Below are 19,887 nucleotides of genomic sequence, written 5' to 3' on the forward strand. Positions count from 1 at the left end.
TTTCTGACCTCGGAACGGCTGGCCTGGTGTGTGACCTGGAACAGCACGTCGTGGACATGTGTGTGAGGTGGTGAGGGGGCCACGCTGAGCGACGCTAGCATCGGCACTTCGCCGACGACTGGAGTTTGCCGCTATGACGTTGCCGCGCATCGGGGTCGTCATCGTGACCATGGGCACTCGCCCGCGGGAACTGGACGCCTTGCTCGCTTCTGTGGAGAAGCAGGATGTTCCTGCGGCGCGAGTGGTGCTGGTGGGCAACGCGACCCCTCTCACCGATGTCTCGGCTGATGTCACCAAGATCCCGCTTGAGGAGAACCTTGGCTGTCCCGGAGGCCGCAATGTCGGCCTGAAGGCCCTGTGCGAGTCGGATGAGGTCGACGTCGTCATCGAGCTGGACGACGACGGGCTGCTCATTGCCGACGACGTGTTCCGCACGGTCGGGCAGCTGTTCGCCTCAGACCCCAAGCTAGGAATCGTGGGATTCCGTGTCGCTGACGAGCACGGACACACGGAGCGGCGCTGGGTACCCCGGCTGCGTGCCGACGATCCGATGCGCCGCGGCTTGGTGACTGCTTTCCTCGGCGGTGGCCATGCCTTCTCGGTTCCGATGCTCAACGAGATCGGCCTGTGGCCAGCGGAGTTCTTTTTCGGGCATGAAGAGACAGACCTCGCCTGGCGTGCACTCGATGCCGGGCGGAAGATCCTCTACGAACCCAAGCTCGTCCTCCAGCACCCCAAGACCTCACCAGCCAGGCATGCAGTGTACTACCGGTTCACCGCCCGAAACCGGGTCTGGCTTGCCCGACGCCGACTCCCGCTTGCCTTGGTCCCGGTCTATCTCGGTGTGTGGATCCTACTCACCCTTGCCCGCATCCGATCCCTGACCGGCTTGAAGGCGTGGTGCCGTGGGTTCATTGAGGGAGCGCGGACTTCATGCGGCCAACGTGAGCCAATGAAGTGGCGGACGGTGTGGCGTATGACGCGGCTGGGCCGGCCTCCGGTTCTCTGAGCAGTCATAGCACTGCCTTGCCCCCATCAGAACGGGAGAGCGTCGACAGGATCGATCAGAATGCGGCCTCAGTGCCTCGCGTCAGCGAATTTCCGGGCCAGGATTATTTCACAGCAGCCTGATGGCCTGCATTCGATCCCTACCATTGACCTATTCGCGGATCAATGCAATTGCGGCCTGCGCCTCCTTGTTACGTTCTCTTCGAGCCAAACGGACTTTCGTGCGAGCATTCTTGATACTCTCTTCGTCACTATGGAGGAGCGCAGTCACCAAATCATCTTCCGCTGCTTTGAGTCTTCTCTCCGCTTCGATTAGCTTCGTGGGGAGCACGTTAGGGCCTCCTAGCTCGACTTGACAGGTGACCCGAGGAGGCTGGGCCAAGGGCTCGTGGCTTCCACTAGGCGGCGGGACGCTTCTCCCGTGGACAGAATCGCCCATGACTGCACACCCGCCCATTGCTTTGTTCTCAGGCTATCGATGGTTCGATTTACGTCCTTCTCCGCATCGGAGAGCAGCTCCTCTGGGACGATGCGACCCGTTTCTACGGCCCGCACGCGAATTCGATCTTCCGCAACAGGAAGCGGGCAGGTTGCAACCAGTACGTGCACTTGACACTTCGCTTCTGTTAGCAAGTCCACGCAGAGGGTCACATGCTCTGGGCGGCCGAGGGAGTCAACCACCACGTCTGCGCGAGATTGACGCGCACGCGGAAAGTGAATGCGGTAAGTCAAATAGGCGGACTCATCCTGCACTACACCGCTCCCCTGACCGCCGGCATATTCAGGAACGCGAACCCGTATATCATCACAATCGACATGTATTAGCTGCTCCGTCGCAATCCCCAATGCGCTCCGGTGTACATCAACAAGGGGTCGCAGATTCGTCGTCTTGCCCGAACCAGGAATTCCGCAGAACAAATACGCCTGCCGCGTTGCGGCTTTACTGCGAATCCTCCGTTCTGGAATTGGGCATAGCCTTCTATGGACAGCCTGCCGGAACGGATCCCATGCTCCACTTTCCTCATAAACATCCTCGGTGTCGACCGCCCCTTCTTCGGCAAGGAATTGCAGGTATTGCCTGAGGCTAGGCTTTTTGGCGCACATTCGGGACACGCCATCATCGTGCATCCACCATTCGATCGCGTACCGATCCGCCATATCGCGTATGTCGATGTAGCGTCGCTCGTATTCAGAAATCACAATCTCCCCCTTTCGCTTTAGCTCCCACCCTTCCATCCTGGGACATTCGGGTAAGATGTGCCAGCTGACAGATGCGGGATTGCTCTGGCTCTAACGCAATGAAGCGGTAGCGATAGCCAGTTGGGTGCGACGACCGCGGTAGCTAGCTTCCAGCTGTCCGGGCGGTTGTGAATGTCTGAATGAGGTCGGCACGGTGTGGGTGAAGCCCGCTCCCAGACCCAACCGTGCTTGACACAGGCGTCCCAACGGCTGTGTCAATGCGCCGGACTCAATGCTGGTTGCACTGGTGATCCTGTGTCCTCACAAGAATCCCGCCTCGATGACACCTCCTGGCCTCCCCCGCGACCAGGTCCGCGGTCGGATCGATCTTCGGCGACCTCATGCCGACACGTCATCCCTGAAGAGGGCGAAGGTGGCGAAGGGGGGCTGGAGGCTGATGTTCGAGCAGGCGAGCCTGGAGTTCGGCGATCTTGCGGTCCTGCGAGCGGTTGTTGTCCCGGGCGGCGGCAAGTCGGTTCGTCAGAGTGTGGTGATCTGCAGTCAGAGTGCGGAGCTGCTGCTTGAGGGTGGTGTTCTCAGTGGTCAGCCGCCGGACGGCATCGGCGGGCAGGTCCAGCTCAAGGTCCCGGATCCGGCCCATAAGCTCGCCGATGTGCCGACGATGGGCCTGGATCTCCGCCACCGCCTGCCGCAGCGCGTCCTCGGCATTCAGCGCACGCTCGCGCCAGGACGCCTCCACGGCATCGACGGTCTCCTGTCTGCTGCGACCCTGGCGGCCCTCGGCTTGGGCAACGGCTTCGGCAACCAGTTGGCGGGCGGTGGCGTTCTGGTAGAGGAAGGCGCGCGAGACGCCAGCACGTCGTTCGACGGCCCGGACGGTCACCGGGGCCCGTTCCTTGCGCATCGTCGTGAGCGCGTCCTGAACCCGGGCGAGGAGCTTCTCGGAGTGCTGTCGGCGGGCCTGGATAGCGCCGGCGGTCTGGGCCGATGTGCTGCCGCTCACGCGACCTCATCCTCCTGGTCGTCGTGGTCGTCAGGATCAGCGAGTTCCTCGACAGGGAAGCCGCTGTTCCACATGTTGCTGAAGTAGTCCTGCGGACGCCGCAGATCCATGGCGAGCGCTTGGTCGAGCAGTCCGAGCCCGGCCAGGGCCCTCTCGAGGCCGTCGATCGCCCGCGCGGTGGGCTCGAAGACCTTGTGGAGGTAGTCGGCCGTGGCATCATCCGGGGCTCGTTCGGCGATGGAGTACCACTGCTCCCGTTTGCGTCGCCAGTACAGAAGGTCCGCGCCGGTCATCACGAGCTTGTCGCAGCTGTCGCAGTCCAGGTTCCGGGGGCATTTCCCGCCGTCCACGACGACCTGGGCCGTGCAGAGGCCGCCCAGGGTCGGTGTGCACCGGCGGCCCACGTCCACCGCCATGGCCAGCGCGGTTTCCCGGCTGAGTGGGTTGGTGGCGGTGTCGAAGAGCGGCTCACCGGGGTTGGCCGAGCCCGGACCGCCGACCCAGACGCGGGGCAGGACGTCGTCCAGTTCGGAGCCGGCGATGTCGACGTAGTGCTCGGCCATGTGCTCGGAGATCTGCCCGAGGTACTTCCTAATGTGCGCGAGAGATGCGCCGGCCCGAAGGAGCTTGGTGGCCAGCGTGTGGCGGGCCTGGTGCGGGACTCCCCGCCCCAGATCGAGAGTTGCCACCCACTCCCGGAACGAGCTGCTGAAAAAGCCGTAGGAGATCGATTCGGTCTCCCTGGGGTTCTTCACGTGGGTGGGGAACAGGGCCATATGGTCTCGCTCCAGCACGGTGGGCAGGCGTCCCTGGCGCCGCTCGAAGCGCTGAAGCGTGGTCTTGCGCCGGTTGTCGAGGCGGTTGAAGAGGTATTCGGGGATGCGGATGCCCTCGTCGAGGTTGCCGACCTTGGTCTGGTCGTGCCAGAGCATCGGGACCCCGTTGAGGTAGGAGATGCAGTTGAAGCGGAGCTTCAGAACCTCCGAGCACCGCCGACCGGTGTACACCAAGGCTTCCCAGGCATCCCGCAGCCCGCGGTTGTTGGCGTCCCACGTCGCAGCGAATCGCCGCAGGTTGCCCTCGTCGGCCAGGGCCCGCGCGAGCCGGTCGTCGAACGGACGCCGCTTGCGCTCCGGCAGCCTTCCACCACGTGGGAGCGCGGTGATGAACGACCGATCAAGTCCGATCGCGTCGGCTTCCCCTCGCTCCAGGAGCTCGTAGAGGAGTTTGCGTACGTAGTTGAAGGTGATCCTTGCGCTGTCCTTCGTCACGGTGCCAGGGGCGCCGTCGGTGCGGCGCACGACCAGTGACTGCAGGTTACCGGCCGCCCGGTGCCGGTGATCGGCGGCGAAGTTCTCCGCATGCCTGCTCGTCAGCAGCTCCGGAGTGCGGCCGCCTCCCGGCGCGTCGACATCCAGGAAGGCCCCCAGCTCCGACAGCGCCCGTCGGGCCGAGTCCAGCGTGCCGCGCGAGCGGGGGCAGTCCACGGACTGCAGCAGGCGGGCGATGTGGTCCCAGAGCACGTCGCGCAGCCAGCGCTGCGGCACCGCGGACAGATCGAAGCAGGTGTCCATGCCCGGGAACCGGCGCCCGAAGTGCGCGGTCTCGATGAACCCGGCCTCCCGGCTGTCCTCCTTCGTGTAGTAGAGGGGACGCAGCCGGCTCAGAATCTCCCGGGCGATCTGGCGGGGCTTCATCCGACACCGGTCCAGATCGAGACCCGCGAGCGAATCGACGTCGTTCTGCCGGCACTCGTTCGTCAGCATCCGCAGGTCAGTGATGGTCCACCGGGTGCGGCTGCCGTCCCGCGTGTGGGCCTCGAGACCCCACTGCAACTCGGCCTTGGCCAGCGGGCGCATGCCGACCATGCTGATCTGCCCGATCTGGTAGACGGGCTGCTGCCCGGCGCACCATGCCGCGAACGCCGAGGGATCTTCGGTGGATACGGGGACGGCCTCGCGTGTCCGCTCGTAGTGCCGCTCCCACAAGAGGGGCAGACTCACACGGCCCGGCCTGCCCGCGGCGATGTAACGCTCCCTGTGCTGAGCACACAATCCCAGCGGTGTGTCAGCCATACGGTCGCACGTCGCCGCCCGGCATGTCCCGTAACCCTGCGGATAGGGGACCTGGTCGCGCAACCACGAGGCGAAGTCGGCGGATGCTCCAGCCCGTCGGGCGTAGCTGTCCCACAGCCGATAGTGGAACAGGCAGATCCGTCTCGAGTAGTTGTAGGCGGGCCGGTCCGGACAGACCGCGCAGAGGACCTCCTCGCGCCCTCCGGCGGGCTCCAGCGGCTGCGTGGCGCTTAGGAACCCGGTCCGGGTCGCACCTTCAGGATCACGGGCCAGGTGGTCGATCCACTCCTTGCGGTGCGTGGAGCAGAAGTCACTCGTGCTGGTCCGGGTGCGCAGGCACTCCAGGACCGCGCAGCCCCACCCGTACGTCTCGTGATCGGGCGGGATATCCAGCACGTCACCGCGGAACAGGGGATCGAAACGCGGCCCGCTGATCAGGGCCTCCAGCAGTTCCAGGCGGTCCCGCCCGACCTGGCCGAGACCACGCTCAGGAAGTGCGCGCAAGGGCGAGCTCAACTCGGCTCACCCCACACGGTGTTCAGCGCAGTGACGAACGCCGGGTCGTGGACATCCGTGTGCCCGTAGACTTCCTCGACGGTCTGCGCCGAGGCCCAGCCTCCTGCATCCCGTGCGATCACCGCGTTGCCGTCCGCGGCGTCGAGGACGTCGCTGCCGAACTGATGCCGAAACATGTGCGGCCGGACCAGGCCCAGGGCGAGCCGATAGCCGGCCCGCTTCAGCAGCTTGCGCGCCGAGTCGGTCGTCCAGGGCAGGCCGGCGGTCGGTCCGGAGAGGTTGACCAGGAGCATGCCGTGCTTGGCGTCCGGTGGATACTCGGTCGTCATGTACGCGAAGTAGGAGTGGACCATCGCGGGACTCGCTCGCCGGATCTTGCCTCCCTGTACGACCCCGTTGTGAACGCTCCAGTCCTGCTTGGTCTTCACACGAGAACGGTTCGCGTTCGTCTCGCGATGGCAGATGTGCACATGCGCCGAACTGCACTCACCACAATGCGCGTTCTCCCGAAGATGCAGATCGACCAGGTGTATCCCCGTCAGCTCACCGATGCGGAACCCGCCGTCGTCCAGCCACGTCACGACCATCTGGTCCCGTGCCGTCTTGAAGTCCTCCAGCAGGACCTCGCGGGCGCCTTCCGGAGGAAGCTTCGGGTGGCGCCGCCGGACCACGCGCTTCGGCCGCAGCTTGTTGGCCGGCATCTCCTTCAGGATGTGCCCAAGCAGGGCCCGATTCCGGTCTGCCTTCGTCGGCAGCCGGGTCCCGCCGAACTCACCGGCGACGACCTCGTTGATCCCCAGCTTGCCTTGGTGGACGTAGAACCCCTTCAGCGCCGCCGCCGCCGTCTCCAGGGTGCTCTGCTGGTACGGCTTCTTCCCTGCCCGCCACGGCTGTCCGAACGGGCCGTTGAACTCGGCACCGACAGCACCCATGTACCGCTCAAGGTCGTAGAACGTCGTCGTCTCCGGCGACAGGCCCTCGTAGGGCAGCCAGCGCAAATGGTCCACAAGGAGGTAGGCATACGTTCTTGCCGTACCGACGTCGCATGTCCGCAGGAAGCTGTCGGCAACAGGATGCACGGGACCGCCCGGTTCCGTGATCGTGTACGCGACCCTGCCGTCCCGCCGACGGATCTCCTGCACTCGCAGATCGCCGATGACCGTACGTCGGCTCACTCGCCACCCCTCGCTTTCACCTGGCCACACATCACACACACTGTGTGCACAACCGGTTAACGAGGCTGGGAGGTGAGAGGCAACGCCATAGACGCACATCAACTACATAGGGCAGGTGGGCAAGTTAACTCGTGGAAGAGGAAGAAGTGCCCCGGCCAGCCCCCGGCCCGGTCGTAGGCGTCGCGCCGGACTATGACGACGCCCTCGGCCATGACCGTGACGATGCCGGGGCGGGCCGGATCGGAGGCGCGCAGGCGCGGTACCCAACGCCGGAGGGTCACACCGGTCTCGGGGTCGCAGAGGCGGGGCTGCGCGTACGCGAGCCGCGGGTCGCGGGCGAACTCGGCGACCGGGCGGGCGAGGGCGTCGGTGTCGGGGAGGTGGGCGTCGTTGTCGAAGAAGAACAGGTAGTCGCCCTTGACCCGGTCGGCGCCGATGTTGCGGCCCTCGCGGATGCCCACGTTCTCGGGGAGGCCGACGGTGCGGACACCGGCGGGCACCTGTTCGGGTACGCAGCCGTTGCCGACCACGACGACGTCCAGCTCGATGCCCTCCTGCGCGAGGAGGGAGGCCACCGCCCGGGGGAACTCCTCGGGGCGGTCGTTCATCGTCAGGACGACGGCCGCGACCGTCGGACGGATCGTGCCGGCACTCACAGAACAGCCCTCCACTTCATACGGTCTTCAACGCTATGCCCAGTTCTGGAACCCGATGAGGCGCAGCCGGCCGTGAAGGCGGTGCGCAGCACTCATCCGGTGGCCTTCATGACGTGGGGAAGTCTTCCCGCGCCGGCGGGGACGATCCCGGGCGGCGGCGGAAAGGAGGGGCTTGAGCGGATTCGTGTGGCGAGCCGGATGAATCGGCCCCCCGGGTGGGAAGGAGCCTGCCAGGATGGAGTCCCCCTGTTGCGAGGAGGCCGCGTTGACCAGTCCCGAGGCCAAGGGGCCCAAGGTGCCGCCGAGTCACCCCCCGAGGACTCCGCCACCGCAGAAGAAGCCGGTGGAGCCCCCACGGCCTCAGCCGGCGACGAAGTCGGCCGACGAGATGCCAGTGCGTAGCCAGTTGCGCATGGTGGTGCGGAACCGGCGTACCGCCGCGCACCCCTTTCGGGCGGATGAATGGGCCCCGGCGAAGGCGGTTCGCCAGGTCCTGGGGACGGTGCGGGGGTGGGGGTACCCGGACCTGGACGAGGACGACCTGGAGAGGGTCGTACGGGTCCTCGTCACCGCGGCCGTGGAGGATGGGGGGAAGCGGCTGAGCGTGCATCTCGGCGACCAGGACCACAAGGTGCTCGTCGCCGTTCTCAGCCACACCACGGGAGCGCCTGACCAGGCAGTGCTCGGCACGGTGGCCACCCTCGCCACCGTCGACTCGGTCGGCACGGACACGGGTGAGGACGGCCGGCGCATGTGGGCGGTCCTCGACGCCGAGCCCCGTCGCCGGCCGGTCCGAGGCACGGCTGCCGTCAGGGGCGAAGCCCCTTCGTAGGGAGGTCGTGCACCGGCCTGCCCGTGGATCAGGCAGGCCGGCGAGGCGTCCCCGAGGATCGCGGAGCCTCCGCGTTCTGCGTGACGCCGGTGACGCCGGTGCCCCTGTCCGTATGGGCGGCCGGTCGGCAGAACGCTCTCCTGGGGGCGAGTGGAGGTGGACCGGGGAAACGACTCGACCGTTGGTCAGGTCCACCCGAGCTCGGTGTAGATCCGGCCCGCCCGGATGCCGTCGAGGGCGGTCGCGGTGTACGGGACGATCGGCTGCGGGAGGGCGTCGGCCGGCCACCAGCCCCAGGACACGCACCGGTCCGGCTCACGCACCACCGGTGTGCCCCGCCAGCGAGCGGCTCGGAAGAAGAGCGCCATCATCGGCTGCGATCCGGGCGCGTCCACCATGTGCACCACGTGGACGAGTTCGACGTCCGCCGGGTCGATGACCAGACCCGCCTCCTCCGCGGCTTCCCGCACCACACAGCTCACCGCCGCCTCCTGCTCGCAGTGCCCGGAGAGCAGCTGGAAGGTGGAGGGAGCGAACACGCAGTCCGGGTGCCGCAGCCCGAACAGGATCGAGCCGTCTTCCCGCTGGAGGCAGAGGTGGACACCGACGGTGTTCATGCGGGGCCGGCCCCCACCGGCCTGCGCGGGGCGGCTCTCCGGCCTCGGCGCGGGGACGGGTGCGGTGCGCTCGTGCAGGGCGATGACATCGGCCGTCCACGGGCACATCGTCAGCCACGCGGTCTTCGCCGCGTCGAACCAGCGGAACATGATGCCCTCCGGGCACGGCAGGGCATCAGCGTCACCGTCCCAGGTCCCCAGGAAGACGCTGATCCGCCCCGTAGCGCCGTCCGGGCCGTGGGCGTCGACCACCGTGAACGGCTCCAGCGGTACGGACAGCCCGGTTTCCTCCAGCAGTTCCCGCTCCACGGCCTCGCGGGACGTCTCCTCTCCCTCGCGGTCGCCTCCCGGGATCGACCAGGTACCGGGGTCGCAGATGTGCGGCTTGTTGGCGTCCCGCAGGTGCAGCAGGTACTGACCGGCGGAGTTGACCAGGAGCGCGGCGGTTCCGCGCGGCTCGGCGGACAGGTAGGTCACGTTCGACTCCTCAGGATCGGGAACGAGTGGTGCCGGCGGCCGCGGTGGCGGCGGGGGTGCGCCGGACGCCGCCCCGGGCCGGGAGGCGCAGCGCGCCCTTCATGAGCGCTCCTCCGCCCTGGTGTCCTCGGCGGGGGCGCGCTGGGCAGGTACGGTGTCCGCGAACGCGGCGGCCTGAATCAGGTAGGAGTCCCGGAAGTCGCCTGTGCCGGTGTCCTCGTCCATGAGTTCGGCGAACGTTCCGGACTCGGCGAGCCGGCCGTCCTTCATGACGTGGATGACGTCGGCGTGCCGCACCGAATGCAGTCGGTGGGTGATGAAGATGATCGTCTGCCCGGTCGCGGCGAGCGCGCGGATCTGATCGAAGACCCGCTGCTCGGCGACCGCGTCCAGGGCGCTCGTGGGCTCGTCGACGACCAGGATCTCCGCGCGTTTGTACCAGGCGCGGCTGATGCCGACCAGCTGCCATTCCCCGCCGGACGCCTCGCGCCCGCCCTTGTACCCCCGGCCCAGGAGCGTCCCGAAGCCCCGGGGCAGCGCGGCGATGAACCTGTCGGCGCCGGAGAAGGCCGCAGCGTTGCGTACTGCCTCGTCCTCGATGGGCACGGTGGGGCGGCCGATGCCGATGTTGACCCGTACCGTGAACGGCCACCGGAAGAAGGACTGCGACATGAGGGCGATACGGGCGAAGATCTGCCCGCGGTCGGCCTTGGCGGCATCCACGCCGTCCCACCAGATCGTGCCGCCGCCCTCGTCGGGCAGGTGCAGTCCGGCCAGCAGCTTGACGAGGGTGGACTTGCCCGAGCCGTTCGCCCCGACCAGGGCGATGACCTTGCCCATCGGGAAGGACAGGGACACCTCGCGCAGGGTCGGGTCAGGGGTCTCGCCGCCGGAACCCGGGTAGGTGAACGTGACCTTCTCGAAGCGGACTTCCCGCACCCGCCCGGGCAGGTCTTCCCCGGTCTGCGGGATCGCACGGGCCTGCGCCTCCGCGCACAGCCGTTCGTAGTCGGCGACGAACAGGGACTCCTGATGCAGATCGGCCATCTGCAGGACGAGGCCGTCGAGGCTGGAGGCGCCGGCGCGGATGGCGAGAACCGCGGTGCCCGCGACCGCGAGGTCCATCCGCCCGCTCCACAGGAGCAGCCCCAGCGCCCCGTAGGTGAGGAGGGTCGCGGCCCCGGACGCGCCGTCGGCGACGAGGCCGATCCTGGCGGCGTTGCGGGCCAGGCGGGTCTGCTCGCGCTCGCTGGTCTCGGCCATCTCCCGGAAGTGTCCGAGGAGGAACGGTCCGACCTCGTGGACCCGGACCTCGGCCGCGGCCTCCCGCTGGGTCAGCAACTGGCCCAGCAGGTGCCCGGCCCGCGCGTGCTGCACGAAGGTGTGGAAGCTGATGTAGCGCTGCTTGGAGATCGTCAGCGAACTCCACGCGCTGGGCAGCGTCATCAGCACCAGAAGGGGCAGGAGCGCGACGTGGAGCACGGTGAGGACGCTCGCCGCGGCGATCAGGGAGATCCCCGAGTTCAGCGTGTTCGTGCAGTAGCGGATCATTCGGCGGGCGGAGTCGGCTCCGTAACGGGCTGCGTCCAGCAGCCGGTGGAACTCGTCGTCCTCGATCGCCGCGAGCTCCACCCGGTGCACCAGCCCCAGATACCGCTCCGTCGCGACCCGCTGGACTTTGGGTTCGAGCTCTCCGGTGGCCGCCGTCGACGCGGAGCGCAGCAGCGATCCCAGCAACGCGGTGACCGCGACCAGTCCGAGTGACGGAACGGCCCGGGCGAGGCGTTCGTTGGTCGTGCCGCCGGCCAGGACGTGACCGAGGACGCTGTTGACCGCGACCAGCCCGACCGCCTGGGTCACGCCCCGCCCGACCTCGGCGCCCAGCACCACGCGCAGAGCCCGGGCGTCGGCGAGGTGGGCGAGCCTCAGCCCGGTCGCGACCATGCGGGGTAAGGCCCTGGCCATGGCCAGCAGGCCGAGCTTCAGCCACGCGCCCTCGTGCTGTTCCCAGCCGACGTCGTACGCCAGCTCCCCTCCGAAGAGCAGTCGCTCCGAATCCGACACGGTGGGCGCTTCGGGAGGCTCCGGTACGGGGTCCTCGTGCCGGGTGTCGGCGGGGGTGTGGGCGGGATGCACTGCGTCCTCCAACTGGGTGGCGTGATGGCACTGGTGCTCTGGGAAGGGCCTCGCTTTCGCGGCCGTAACGGCCTTGAACAGGGGAATGTGTCGCATGTATGTCTGACTTTGGCATGTGGTGCGGCAGCCCCGTGGCCGAGCGCTTTGAACTCACACATTCGAGTGGTTGCCGACGAGGGGTGCCCGATCAGGGGCTTGCGGGCGAGCGGCCGGCTGAACGTCTGGTCTTCCCTGCACTGTCACCGCAAGGACCTACGCTGTCGCGAGTGCTCGGCACGACGGAGAGACGACACGCGGCATCCCGGAAGCCATGGCCGTCCAGGTCGGCGCGGCACTGTCGTACCGTCAGTCGGCAAGTGGCCGAACAGGCCTGACGGTCAGTCGGGCAGCACAGATCAAGACCGAGGTCCCCGCCCACATCGACGCGATCTCGCGGGCCATGCGCCGCACCCGAGCCATCGGGAACATCCGCCTCCAGGCGACCATCGCAGAAAGTGTGACCCCCCATGTCTGAGATAACCAGCCCCGCACGGCCCACCGCCGTCGTCATCGGTGCGAGCGCCGCCGGCCTCTTCGCCGCATCCGTGCTCACCGAGTTCGCCGACGTCACCCTCATCGAACGGGACGAACTGCCGGAAGGGCCCGAGGGCCGCAGGGGCGTGCCCCAGGCCCGCCACGCGCACCTCCTGTGGAGCGGCGGTGTCCGGGCCTTCGAAGAGCTCCTGCCCGGCCTGACCGACGACATCGTCGCCCGAGGGGGCCGACTGGTCCACATCATGGGAGACATGGTCTCCCGGGCGCCGAACGAGGTCTGGTTCCGCCGGTTCAGGACCACCCACCACCGCAACCTCGTCTGCTCCCGCAACCTCCTGGACCACGCCCTGCGGGAGCGGGTGCTCCGGGATCCGCGCATCAGCCTGCTCGACGACACCGTCGTCGAAGGACTGGAGGGCGATGCCACCCGCGTCACCGGCGTCCGGATCCAGCCCGCCACCGGCGGACGCACCCTCTCCGCCGACCTGGTCGTCGACGCCTCCGGCCGCGGCTCCCACGCCCCGGCATGGCTCACCGACCTCGGCCTGCCCCCCGTCACCGAACGCCAGGTCAACGCGGGCGTCGCCTACGCCACCCGCGTGTACCGGGCCCCCGCGGCCACAGTGGGCTCCTTCCCCCTGGTCAACGTGCAGGCCAACCCGGCCAGAACCCCCGGCCGGGGCGGCATCATCCTCCCCGTCGAGGACGGCCGGTGGATCGTCACCCTCTCCGGCACCCGCGGCGGCGAACCCACCAAGGACCCCGACGCCTTCGTCGACTTCGCCCTCAACCTGGGCGACCCCGTCATCGGCACACTCATCGAGAAAGCCGAACCCCTCGGCCCCATCGCGACCACCCGCAGCACCGCCAACCAGCGCCGCTACTACGAGAAGATGCGGGCATGGCCCGACGGCTTCGCCGTACTCGGCGACGCCATCGCCGGATACAACCCCGTCTACGGACACGGCCTGACCGTCACCGCCCAATGCGCCCTCGCCCTCAGACGAATCCTGCGCACCACCGGCCTCGCCACCCCCGGCACGGCCCGCCGCATCCAGCAGTCCGTCTCCCGGCCCGTCGCCGGCGCCTGGGACCTCGCCGTCGGCCAGGACGCGTTCTACCCCGGCGCCGGCGACACACCCCCCAAGACCATCGAAAGGCTCCTCGCCCGCTACGTCGACCGAGCCGTCGAAACCGGCGCCCGGAGCCCCCGCGCCCTCGGCGCCCTCCTGGACGTGATGAGCCTGGAGAAGCCCGCCACCCGCCTCTTCTCCCCGGACATGCTCCTCCCCATGCTCTTCGGCCGGAAGCTGCCGCGCCTGCAGGCCCCGCCCCTCAGCGACACCGAAAAGGCAAGCGTCTGAACCGGCCCCGTACGGCCGTGGGCCGGCCCGTCACGCCCCCGCGGGCCTCAGGACCGCAGGCCACAGACGTTCCTCCAGCGGGGTCCTGCGGTGGCGTACCGCGGCGTCGCGGAGGCCGGCCATGGCCACGTCGCGGTACGGGCTGGCCGCGAGTTCCCGGGCGGCGTCGGCGCGTACGTCCTCCTCCCGGCGGCGGGCGGCGGCCGTGTCGAGGGCCTTCTGGAGCATCGCCTGGGGACCGTCGGCCAGGCCCCCGATCAACCGCAGCCAGTCCTTCCGGTCCGCGGTCGCGGCCAGCCTGGTCAGCGGCTTCTGCCACTTCCACCCCAGCCGGGTGACGTGGTGGGGGTCGGCCAGGCCCGACCCCGCCGTCCTGCGGGCCACCTCCAGCGCCACCCCGACGGCCCGACCGGGGTCGAACTCGCAGAGGCGTTCGGTCAGGAACCCGGCCCCCGAGTCGTGGATCGCCGCGGTGTCGGCCGACAGCCGCACCTGCCCGGCCACGGTGTCCACCGCCGCCGCGACCTCCTCCCGCGTGCCCAGCGGCGCGAAACGGCAGCGCAGGAGCGAGCGGAGGAGAGCGACCTCCCCGGCCGAGGCCTCCGGGACGGCCGCCGAGGCCAGGGCGGAGCCCAGCGCCGCGTCCAGTTCCTCCCAGCCGGGTTCGCCGCCGACGGCCGCGACCGAGGAGACCTCGTGGCCGTTCCAGTGCCGCAGCACCGTGCACGCGGTGGACCACCGCCGGTTGCGCACCGTCGACGCCAGCCGCGCCTGCACCGCGAGCGGCGGCCGGTCGGCGGCGCCCATGCGGACCAGATCGCCCCACAGGCGCAGCGCCGCCGTCCTGGCGTTCGGGTCGGGACACGGAGTGCCGTCCCACAGGCCCGCGCACCACTCGGCCAGATCCGGCCCGAACCGGTCGAACAGCGCGCGTGCCGGGGCGGCCGCCGGACCGGGCTGCTCCACCGTGCGCTTGGCCAGGGCGGCGAGCCAGGGGACGTCGGCCGTCGGCACCCGCGCGCGCAGGGCCTCCATGACCAGCCGGTGGGCCTGTGGGGCGTGATCGGCGAAGGCCGCCTGGATCACCCCGGCCATGCCGTCGCGGTTCCGGGGGCCGTGGTAGGGCCTTGCGCCCCGGAACTCCGGCCATGCGTTGCGGCCCCGGGCCAGCTGCTCGTGCCGGAGCCCTTCGAGGGTCCGCCAGCGCTCCAGCGCGACGACCGCCCTGGCGTGGCCCGCCGCAGCCAGGGGGACGAGGAGCTTGGTGGCCCCGTCGAGAGCCAGGAAGGTGTCGTCGATCCTGTCATCCTTCCACCGGCCCCCCTTGGCAGGCCAGGGCACGATCTCCGTCAGCCGGGCCGGCGGCAGCTGCGCCAGGCCGGCGACCGCGAACCGCAGTTCCGGGGATCCCGTACGCAGGCCCCGGCCGCCACGAGTGCCGACGACGTCGAGCCGAGCGGCGCACCAGGCGGCGGCCGCACGCGTCCCCGGGGCGTCGGCGGGCTCACGGAGCAGGGGCGGCAGCAGGGAGACCGCGATGCCGTCGACGGTGTCCCGGCCCTCGCACAGGGCGACGGTCTCCTCCAGGAGCCCGGGCACCCCGTCGGCCGTCTCGCGCAGCAGCGTGCCGACCCGGCCGAGCACCGCCCTCAGCCGGGGGTTCGGGACGTCGAACGGGCTCTTCCCCTCGGCGGCCAGAGCGCGGATCACGTCCCCGGGTGAAGACCTGTCGGGAGCGGAGAGGGCGGCGGCGAACCAGTGGGCGTCCAGCGCGGCCTGGGCCTGCCGCCACTCCTCCACCGGCGTACGGGCCCCCCACGCGCCGGCGCCGGCCTCCGGCTCTTCCCCGCCCTCGGCCGGAAGGGCCCTGTCGGTACCGAGCCGCTGGGCGATCCGGGCCGCGACCGGGAAGAGCGCGTCCCATTCCGGATCCCCGGCACGCCGGCGGATGACGGCCACGCACTGGAGTACCTGCGGGCGCGAGCGATGCCGTTCGGCCAGCGCGAGCAGCTCCCGCATGCGCGCGGCCGTCCACTCCCCCCGGTGTTCGGCCAGGGCCTCGACCAGCCGTACCGCCTGGTTTCCATGGCTGCTCGCACTGTTCGAATTCAGGTTGACCAGCCACGACCACAGGCAGTGCGCGCCACCGCAGCCGCCCGGCGCCGCGTCCTGCGGCTCCGGCTCGCGCCTCAGACAGCGCGCAGGGTCCGCGCACAGCTCGCGCAGGAACGTCCAGACCACGTCCGCCGTCCTCCCGTCGAGTCGCCCGAACCTGCACAGCACGTCCAGTACGCGCCACTCCATCCGGGCGCCGGCGCGGGAGTCGCGCTTGAGGACGACGCCCAGGTCCTCGGCCACCCGCCCGGGATCCGTGTGCTCACGGGTCGGCAGCAGGGCCAGCACCTCGCGCACCATCGCCGGTGACGCCTGCTCCCGCAGGTACCGGTGGAACACCGCGCGGATGTCGCCGTACAGGTCGTCCGGCAGCAGCGCGCAGGCCCGTACGGCGATCACCTGCAGGTCGACGTCCTCGCTCCCCAGCAGTCCGGTGAGCAGTTCCTCCGCGTCGTCCCGCACGCGGCCCTTCGCGCGCATGCCCTGCACCAGGGCCTGTTCGGCGACCACCGCACGCAGGTGGTCGTCCGGATGCGCGGCCAGGTGCCGGCCGAGCGCCCCGAAGTACGACTGCTTCTTCTCGGCGGCGAGGCGCACCAGGCAGCGGCCCGCCGCGTACTCGAAGAGCGTCTGGTGGAAGAAGTGGACGTTCGAGCGGCCGTCGGCCGTGCCCGCGACCACGCTGCGCCGGTCTAGCTGTGCCAGCTGCTCCAGCGGATCGCCGTCGCCGGCCTCCGGGTTCGCGCCGGGCAGGCGGCCGACGGCGTCCGCGACGGGCAGCGCCACCGTTCCGTCGTGCAGCATGAGGCGGGCGAGGGACTGGGCGGGCCAGGAGAGGTCCGGCGAGTCCGGTACGGCGTGGCCGGCGGCTCCGTGGCGGGCGTCCTCGCGGACCCGCCGCTCCCAGTAGCGCTCGTACAGCCCCGCGGCGTCGATCTCGGGGGAGGGCGACTGCGGTGCGTACACCTCGAAGAGCATGCGCAGCGTCAGCGGCCTGGCGACCACCTCGCGGACGGGCAGCCCGCGCACCGCGGCCGCCAGCAGGTCCGCCACCGCCCCGGCGCGGGCGGCGGGGGTGGCCGCGGGCAGGTAGTGCAGGCAGTACGTGGCCAGGGCGCGCTCCAGCTCCTCCCCGCTGCGGAAGTCGCCGACGTGGAAGACGACGTCGGACGGTGTCCTGCCGAGGAGGTCCTGGAGGGCGGTCCCGTCGCGGGTGCGGCAGGTCAAGGCGAGCGGTACGCCCCGCTCCTGGCAGGAGGCGACGATCCGGCCCAGCACGTCCCGGCCGTCCCCGGCGTGCAGGAGCAGGTCCGCCGTGTCGAGGAGCGCGACGCAGCCGGCGGTCAGGCTCGGTCCGAAGGACTCCAGGAGCCGTCCGCCCTCGCCGGGGACGAGCAGCTGCTCGGCCCGCAGCAGGACCGGCCGCAGCGCCGTGCCCGCGCGGATCTCGTCGGACGGAGGGCCGGTGCGCGTCTCCTGAAGCGGGGCCGCCGCCCGTCGGCCGTCGAGGAGTTCCGCCAGGTACCACAGCAGGCTCGACTTGCCGGTGCCCGCCTCGCCCAGCACCACCTGGACCGGCTGCCCGGGGCTGCGGGCCAGGGCCTGCTGCTGCAGGACGCGCGCCAGACGCTCCTCGGTGCCGCGCCGCACGTACACGTCCCGCAGCGAGACCGGCGGGAGGTCCGCGGAGCCGTGGTCGAGGAGCAGCATGTCCCGGCGGGCGCGCTCGCTGATCTCGTCGACGAGCCGCCGGTGCCCGCTGCCGCCGTCGCCGGCCCGCCGGGCGGTGAACCGCCACAGCTGCCGGGCGGCCCTCTCCAGCCCGAGGCGGAGACCGGAGGGCAGCACGTACTCCGGCTCACCGAGGCGTGCCAGCGCCTCCACGACGCGCCGGCGGTCCTCGGTGACGGGCCGTTCCGCCGCGAGGTCGGCGCGCAGCTGCCGGAACGTCTGCAGGCCGAACGTCGTGTACCGGTCGGGTGCCGTACTCGCCCCCGCCCGCCGGTCGCGCTCCATCTGCCGGGCGATCCGCGCGTGGACGCGCCGCCAGAGGAGGGGGTCCGGGCGGTCGCGCATCTCGCCGTCGCGGGACGGGGGCCGTCCGGACTCCTGCCGGTCCTCAAGGTCGTACAGCAGGGACAGGGCCCGCCGCAGGTACGCCCGCACCTCCTGCGCAACGGCTTCCTCGGACGCCATCGGCCCCTCCCCGCTGACGGATCGACAGGCGTCCAGCGTAGGGCACGCCGTCCGGCCGCGTGGGGGATCCGGCGTCCGGCCCCCGATGAACGAGACCTCGCGGGAGTTGTGCACACACCGCCTCCGACCTGCGCGTCCACACCGCCCGGACGGGATTCCCCGCGGGATTTCCGGACCGCCGACACGCCTGGCGAACCTGGCAGGGCACGCCGACGAACCGGGGTGCGGGCCCGCACCTCACCGACTCAAGAAACGGTGAGGTCACCACACCATGCGTCATGTCCGTTCCGTCATCGACTCCTTCACCGACCACGCACTGCACGCCGCCGGCACCGTCCTGTCCTGGCACCCGAGCCCGGAGGTGCGTTTCCTGGGGCAGGTCGTCCAAGACCTGGCCTCCAGCGAAGCGGTACGCCTGTGGGTACGCACCACCGCTCAGGTGTACCGGGCACAGCTCATGGCGCGCATGAGCCGCCGCGCCGATCGCTGACACCCCACGGCTCGCCTGCCGACCGCCCTTGCGGTCGGATCAGTGCGGGGCCGCCAGGTTCACGCCCAGCAGGGCCTCCAGCCGGGAGACGGTCTGCTCGGGCTGCTGGGCGTGAACTCCCGCGAAGCCGAGCTTCTCCGCGGCCCGCACGTACTCTTCGGTGTCGTCGACGAAGACGCACTCGCCGGCCGGCAGCCCCAGCAGCTCCAGCATGACCTCGAACAGCTCCGGGTCGGGCTTGCGCAGCCCGTGGCACTCGGAAATGACCACGCTGTGATAGAGCTCGTCGAGCTCGTAGCCGTCGTAGAGATTCCAAGGAGCGAGCCCCACCGAGTTGGACAGGATGCCGACCTTGATCCCGGCCTGCTTCGCTGCGGCGGCCGCATCGATCAGGGTCTGCTCCGGCCGCAGGTCGGCGAAGATCCGGCCCATCAGATTGTCCGGAGATACCCCGAGCTTGGGGGCGGCGGCCTCGTTCCATTCGGTCTGGCCCATGGCGCCGCGCTCCAGCTCGTGGGTGAGCCGAACGCCTTCCTCGTCCATGTACAGCGCCTTGACGCACGCGCCCTGCGGCAGTCTCTCGCGCTGTTCGAAGGCCAGCACCGCCGGCAGCAGCGGCGTGGTGAGCACCCCGCCGAAATCGAGGACGAGACCGGTGCGGTGAGACATGCGGGAACTCCAACATTGGTGATCGGCCGGGTGGAAGCCGGGGCGACCGTCGAACCCGGTTCGACGGTCGCGCCTCGTCATGGGGGAGCAGCAAATCACACAGCCGCACAGCGACCTCTCCCACTACGGTCAAGACCAGCCGTGAGATGCCGCGTACCACGACGGACGATAGGCTTGAGCCGCCATCAGTACGGCGTAGCGGCTCGACCGCTGCTGCGGGTTTCGGAGCCGTCGTGTCTCACCGGCCGTACCGTCAGCGTCCAAGGCAGGTTGAATGATGAACCGAACGCGTCGTCTTGCAGCACTCACGCTCTTGGTTGCCTCACCTCTCGCCGTGGGCCCCGTCATCGCAGCCCACGCCTCGACCACCGCGGCCCCCGCTGCCGCGAAGTGCAACGTCGAGGTGGACTCGGCCGGCAAGTACCACGTGTGGGGCGAAGGATTCCCCGGCGGCACGACGGTGACCTACTCCGGCTCCACCTCGGGCTCGGTTCCCATCGACAAGTCCGGAAGGTTCGACCTCGGCGGTCTCACCGGAAGCAAGTACGTGGTCAAGACGGCAGACGGCAAGACCACGGTCACCTGCGCAGCGGTCCACCACTGAGGCTCACGCGACGCCCTGCGCCGGGTCGGTATCCTCGGTCGTAGATCGCCCGCCGCCACGGTTCCCTCACGGCGGGCATCCGCGCGAGCGTGTATCGGAACGCCTCCCTGGAGGGCTGGAACGGGCACCACGGGTGCGGCGGCAGCGGGTCGTCCCGCTCCACGCCGGCCGGCAGCCCGCCGACCACCGGAAGCCGGGTCCGGGGCGGCGCCGGGCTGCC

At 69.8% G+C, this 19,887-nt stretch carries 14 protein-coding genes and 1 pseudogene; 6 read left to right on the forward strand and 9 right to left on the reverse strand.

Annotated features, from left to right (window positions below; translation table 11 throughout):
- Positions 1-133: 133 nt before the first annotated feature.
- Positions 134-1,009: a glycosyltransferase family 2 protein gene (locus SLAV_RS36945; protein ID WP_030227841.1), complete on the forward strand. Its 876-nt coding sequence runs from the start codon at positions 134-136 to the stop codon at positions 1,007-1,009.
- A gap of 341 nt (positions 1,010-1,350) precedes the next feature.
- Here the strand turns inward: SLAV_RS36945 and SLAV_RS36950 are convergent, their stop codons facing one another.
- The 5 genes and pseudogenes from SLAV_RS36950 to SLAV_RS36970 all read right to left on the reverse strand — a co-directional run.
- Positions 1,351-2,208 carry a zeta toxin family protein gene (locus SLAV_RS36950; RefSeq protein WP_158740577.1) on the reverse strand — a complete coding sequence of 286 codons (858 nt, stop codon included), beginning with the start codon at positions 2,206-2,208 and terminating at the stop codon, positions 1,351-1,353.
- A 391-nt stretch (positions 2,209-2,599) separates the two neighbouring features.
- Complete coding sequence (locus tag SLAV_RS36955; RefSeq protein ID WP_051840552.1) at positions 2,600-3,211, reverse strand: DUF6262 family protein; 612 nt, start codon at positions 3,209-3,211, stop codon at positions 2,600-2,602.
- Positions 3,208-5,790 carry a tyrosine-type recombinase/integrase gene (locus SLAV_RS41890; RefSeq protein ID WP_037686699.1) on the reverse strand — a complete coding sequence of 861 codons (2,583 nt, stop codon included), beginning with the start codon at positions 5,788-5,790 and terminating at the stop codon, positions 3,208-3,210. Before SLAV_RS41890 ends, SLAV_RS36955 begins: the two co-directional genes overlap by 4 nt.
- An 8-nt stretch (positions 5,791-5,798) precedes the next feature.
- On the reverse strand, positions 5,799-6,977 hold the full coding sequence (locus SLAV_RS36965; RefSeq protein ID WP_030227837.1) for a tyrosine-type recombinase/integrase: 1,179 nt from the start codon (positions 6,975-6,977) through the stop codon (positions 5,799-5,801).
- 128 nt (positions 6,978-7,105) lie between these two features.
- Positions 7,106-7,633, reverse strand: a pseudogene (locus tag SLAV_RS36970) (glycosyltransferase family 2 protein); the annotation flags it as partial.
- A 412-nt stretch (positions 7,634-8,045) separates the two neighbouring features.
- Here SLAV_RS36970 and SLAV_RS41895 point away from each other — a divergent pair.
- Entirely contained in the window at positions 8,046-8,465 is a 420-nt protein-coding gene (locus SLAV_RS41895) for a hypothetical protein (RefSeq protein WP_199922141.1), read from the forward strand.
- A gap of 185 nt (positions 8,466-8,650) precedes the next feature.
- On the opposite strand, the gene SLAV_RS36980 is transcribed toward SLAV_RS41895, so the two are convergent.
- The gene (locus SLAV_RS36980) at positions 8,651-9,559 is read right to left on the reverse strand and encodes an NUDIX hydrolase (protein WP_030227831.1); all 909 of its coding nucleotides are present in this window, start codon (positions 9,557-9,559) and stop codon (positions 8,651-8,653) included.
- A gap of 99 nt (positions 9,560-9,658) precedes the next feature.
- A complete protein-coding gene (locus tag SLAV_RS36985; protein WP_234333506.1) occupies positions 9,659-11,524 on the reverse strand; it encodes an ABC transporter ATP-binding protein in 1,866 nt (621 codons plus the stop codon).
- 481 nt (positions 11,525-12,005) lie between these two features.
- Here SLAV_RS36985 and SLAV_RS36990 point away from each other — a divergent pair, with 481 nt between their 5' ends.
- Together SLAV_RS36990 and SLAV_RS36995 are read left to right on the forward strand one after the other, a co-directional pair.
- Positions 12,006-12,209, forward strand: a complete 204-nt coding sequence (locus SLAV_RS36990) for a hypothetical protein (RefSeq protein ID WP_030227828.1) — start codon at positions 12,006-12,008, stop codon at positions 12,207-12,209.
- Entirely contained in the window at positions 12,202-13,593 is a 1,392-nt protein-coding gene (locus SLAV_RS36995) for an FAD-dependent oxidoreductase (RefSeq protein ID WP_030227825.1), read from the forward strand. Before SLAV_RS36990 ends, SLAV_RS36995 begins: the two co-directional genes overlap by 8 nt.
- Before the next feature lie 30 nt (positions 13,594-13,623).
- Here SLAV_RS36995 and SLAV_RS37000 read toward each other — a convergent pair whose 3' ends face one another.
- The gene (locus SLAV_RS37000; protein ID WP_030227823.1) at positions 13,624-17,904 is read right to left on the reverse strand and encodes an NACHT domain-containing protein; all 4,281 of its coding nucleotides are present in this window, start codon (positions 17,902-17,904) and stop codon (positions 13,624-13,626) included.
- Positions 17,905-18,175: 271 nt separating this feature from the next.
- Here SLAV_RS37000 and SLAV_RS37005 point away from each other — a divergent pair, with 271 nt between their 5' ends.
- Positions 18,176-18,394 (forward strand): hypothetical protein, encoded by a 219-nt coding sequence (locus SLAV_RS37005; RefSeq protein WP_030227821.1) that lies wholly within the window; start codon positions 18,176-18,178, stop codon positions 18,392-18,394.
- Positions 18,395-18,433: 39 nt separating this feature from the next.
- On the opposite strand, the gene SLAV_RS37010 is transcribed toward SLAV_RS37005, so the two are convergent.
- Positions 18,434-19,063 carry an HAD-IA family hydrolase gene (locus tag SLAV_RS37010; RefSeq protein ID WP_030227818.1) on the reverse strand — a complete coding sequence of 210 codons (630 nt, stop codon included), beginning with the start codon at positions 19,061-19,063 and terminating at the stop codon, positions 18,434-18,436.
- 334 nt (positions 19,064-19,397) lie between these two features.
- On the opposite strand from SLAV_RS37010, the gene SLAV_RS37015 reads away from it, so the two are divergent.
- Positions 19,398-19,667 carry a hypothetical protein gene (locus tag SLAV_RS37015; protein ID WP_030227815.1) on the forward strand — a complete coding sequence of 90 codons (270 nt, stop codon included), beginning with the start codon at positions 19,398-19,400 and terminating at the stop codon, positions 19,665-19,667.
- The last annotated feature ends 220 nt before the right edge of the window (positions 19,668-19,887 follow it).

This window comes from Streptomyces lavendulae subsp. lavendulae, from assembly GCF_002803845.1.
Taxonomy (GTDB): Bacteria; Actinomycetota; Actinomycetes; order Streptomycetales; family Streptomycetaceae; genus Streptomyces; species Streptomyces lavendulae.

What these genes read in the sequence shown, in the direction of transcription:
- SLAV_RS36945 (WP_030227841.1), top strand. Translation starts at nt 134, where the DNA reads ATGACGTTGCCGCGCATCGGGGTCGTCATCGTGACCATGGGCACTCGC.
- SLAV_RS36985 (WP_234333506.1), bottom strand. Translation starts at nt 11,524, where the DNA reads ATGGCCAGGGCCTTACCCCGCATGGTCGCGACCGGGCTGAGGCTCGCC.
- SLAV_RS36990 (WP_030227828.1), top strand. Translation starts at nt 12,006, where the DNA reads ATGGCCGTCCAGGTCGGCGCGGCACTGTCGTACCGTCAGTCGGCAAGT.
- SLAV_RS37005 (WP_030227821.1), top strand. Translation starts at nt 18,176, where the DNA reads ATGCGTCATGTCCGTTCCGTCATCGACTCCTTCACCGACCACGCACTG.
- SLAV_RS36995 (WP_030227825.1), top strand. Translation starts at nt 12,202, where the DNA reads ATGTCTGAGATAACCAGCCCCGCACGGCCCACCGCCGTCGTCATCGGT.
- SLAV_RS41895 (WP_199922141.1), top strand. Translation starts at nt 8,046, where the DNA reads ATGGTGGTGCGGAACCGGCGTACCGCCGCGCACCCCTTTCGGGCGGAT.
- SLAV_RS37010 (WP_030227818.1), bottom strand. Translation starts at nt 19,063, where the DNA reads ATGTCTCACCGCACCGGTCTCGTCCTCGATTTCGGCGGGGTGCTCACC.
- SLAV_RS37000 (WP_030227823.1), bottom strand. Translation starts at nt 17,904, where the DNA reads ATGGCGTCCGAGGAAGCCGTTGCGCAGGAGGTGCGGGCGTACCTGCGG.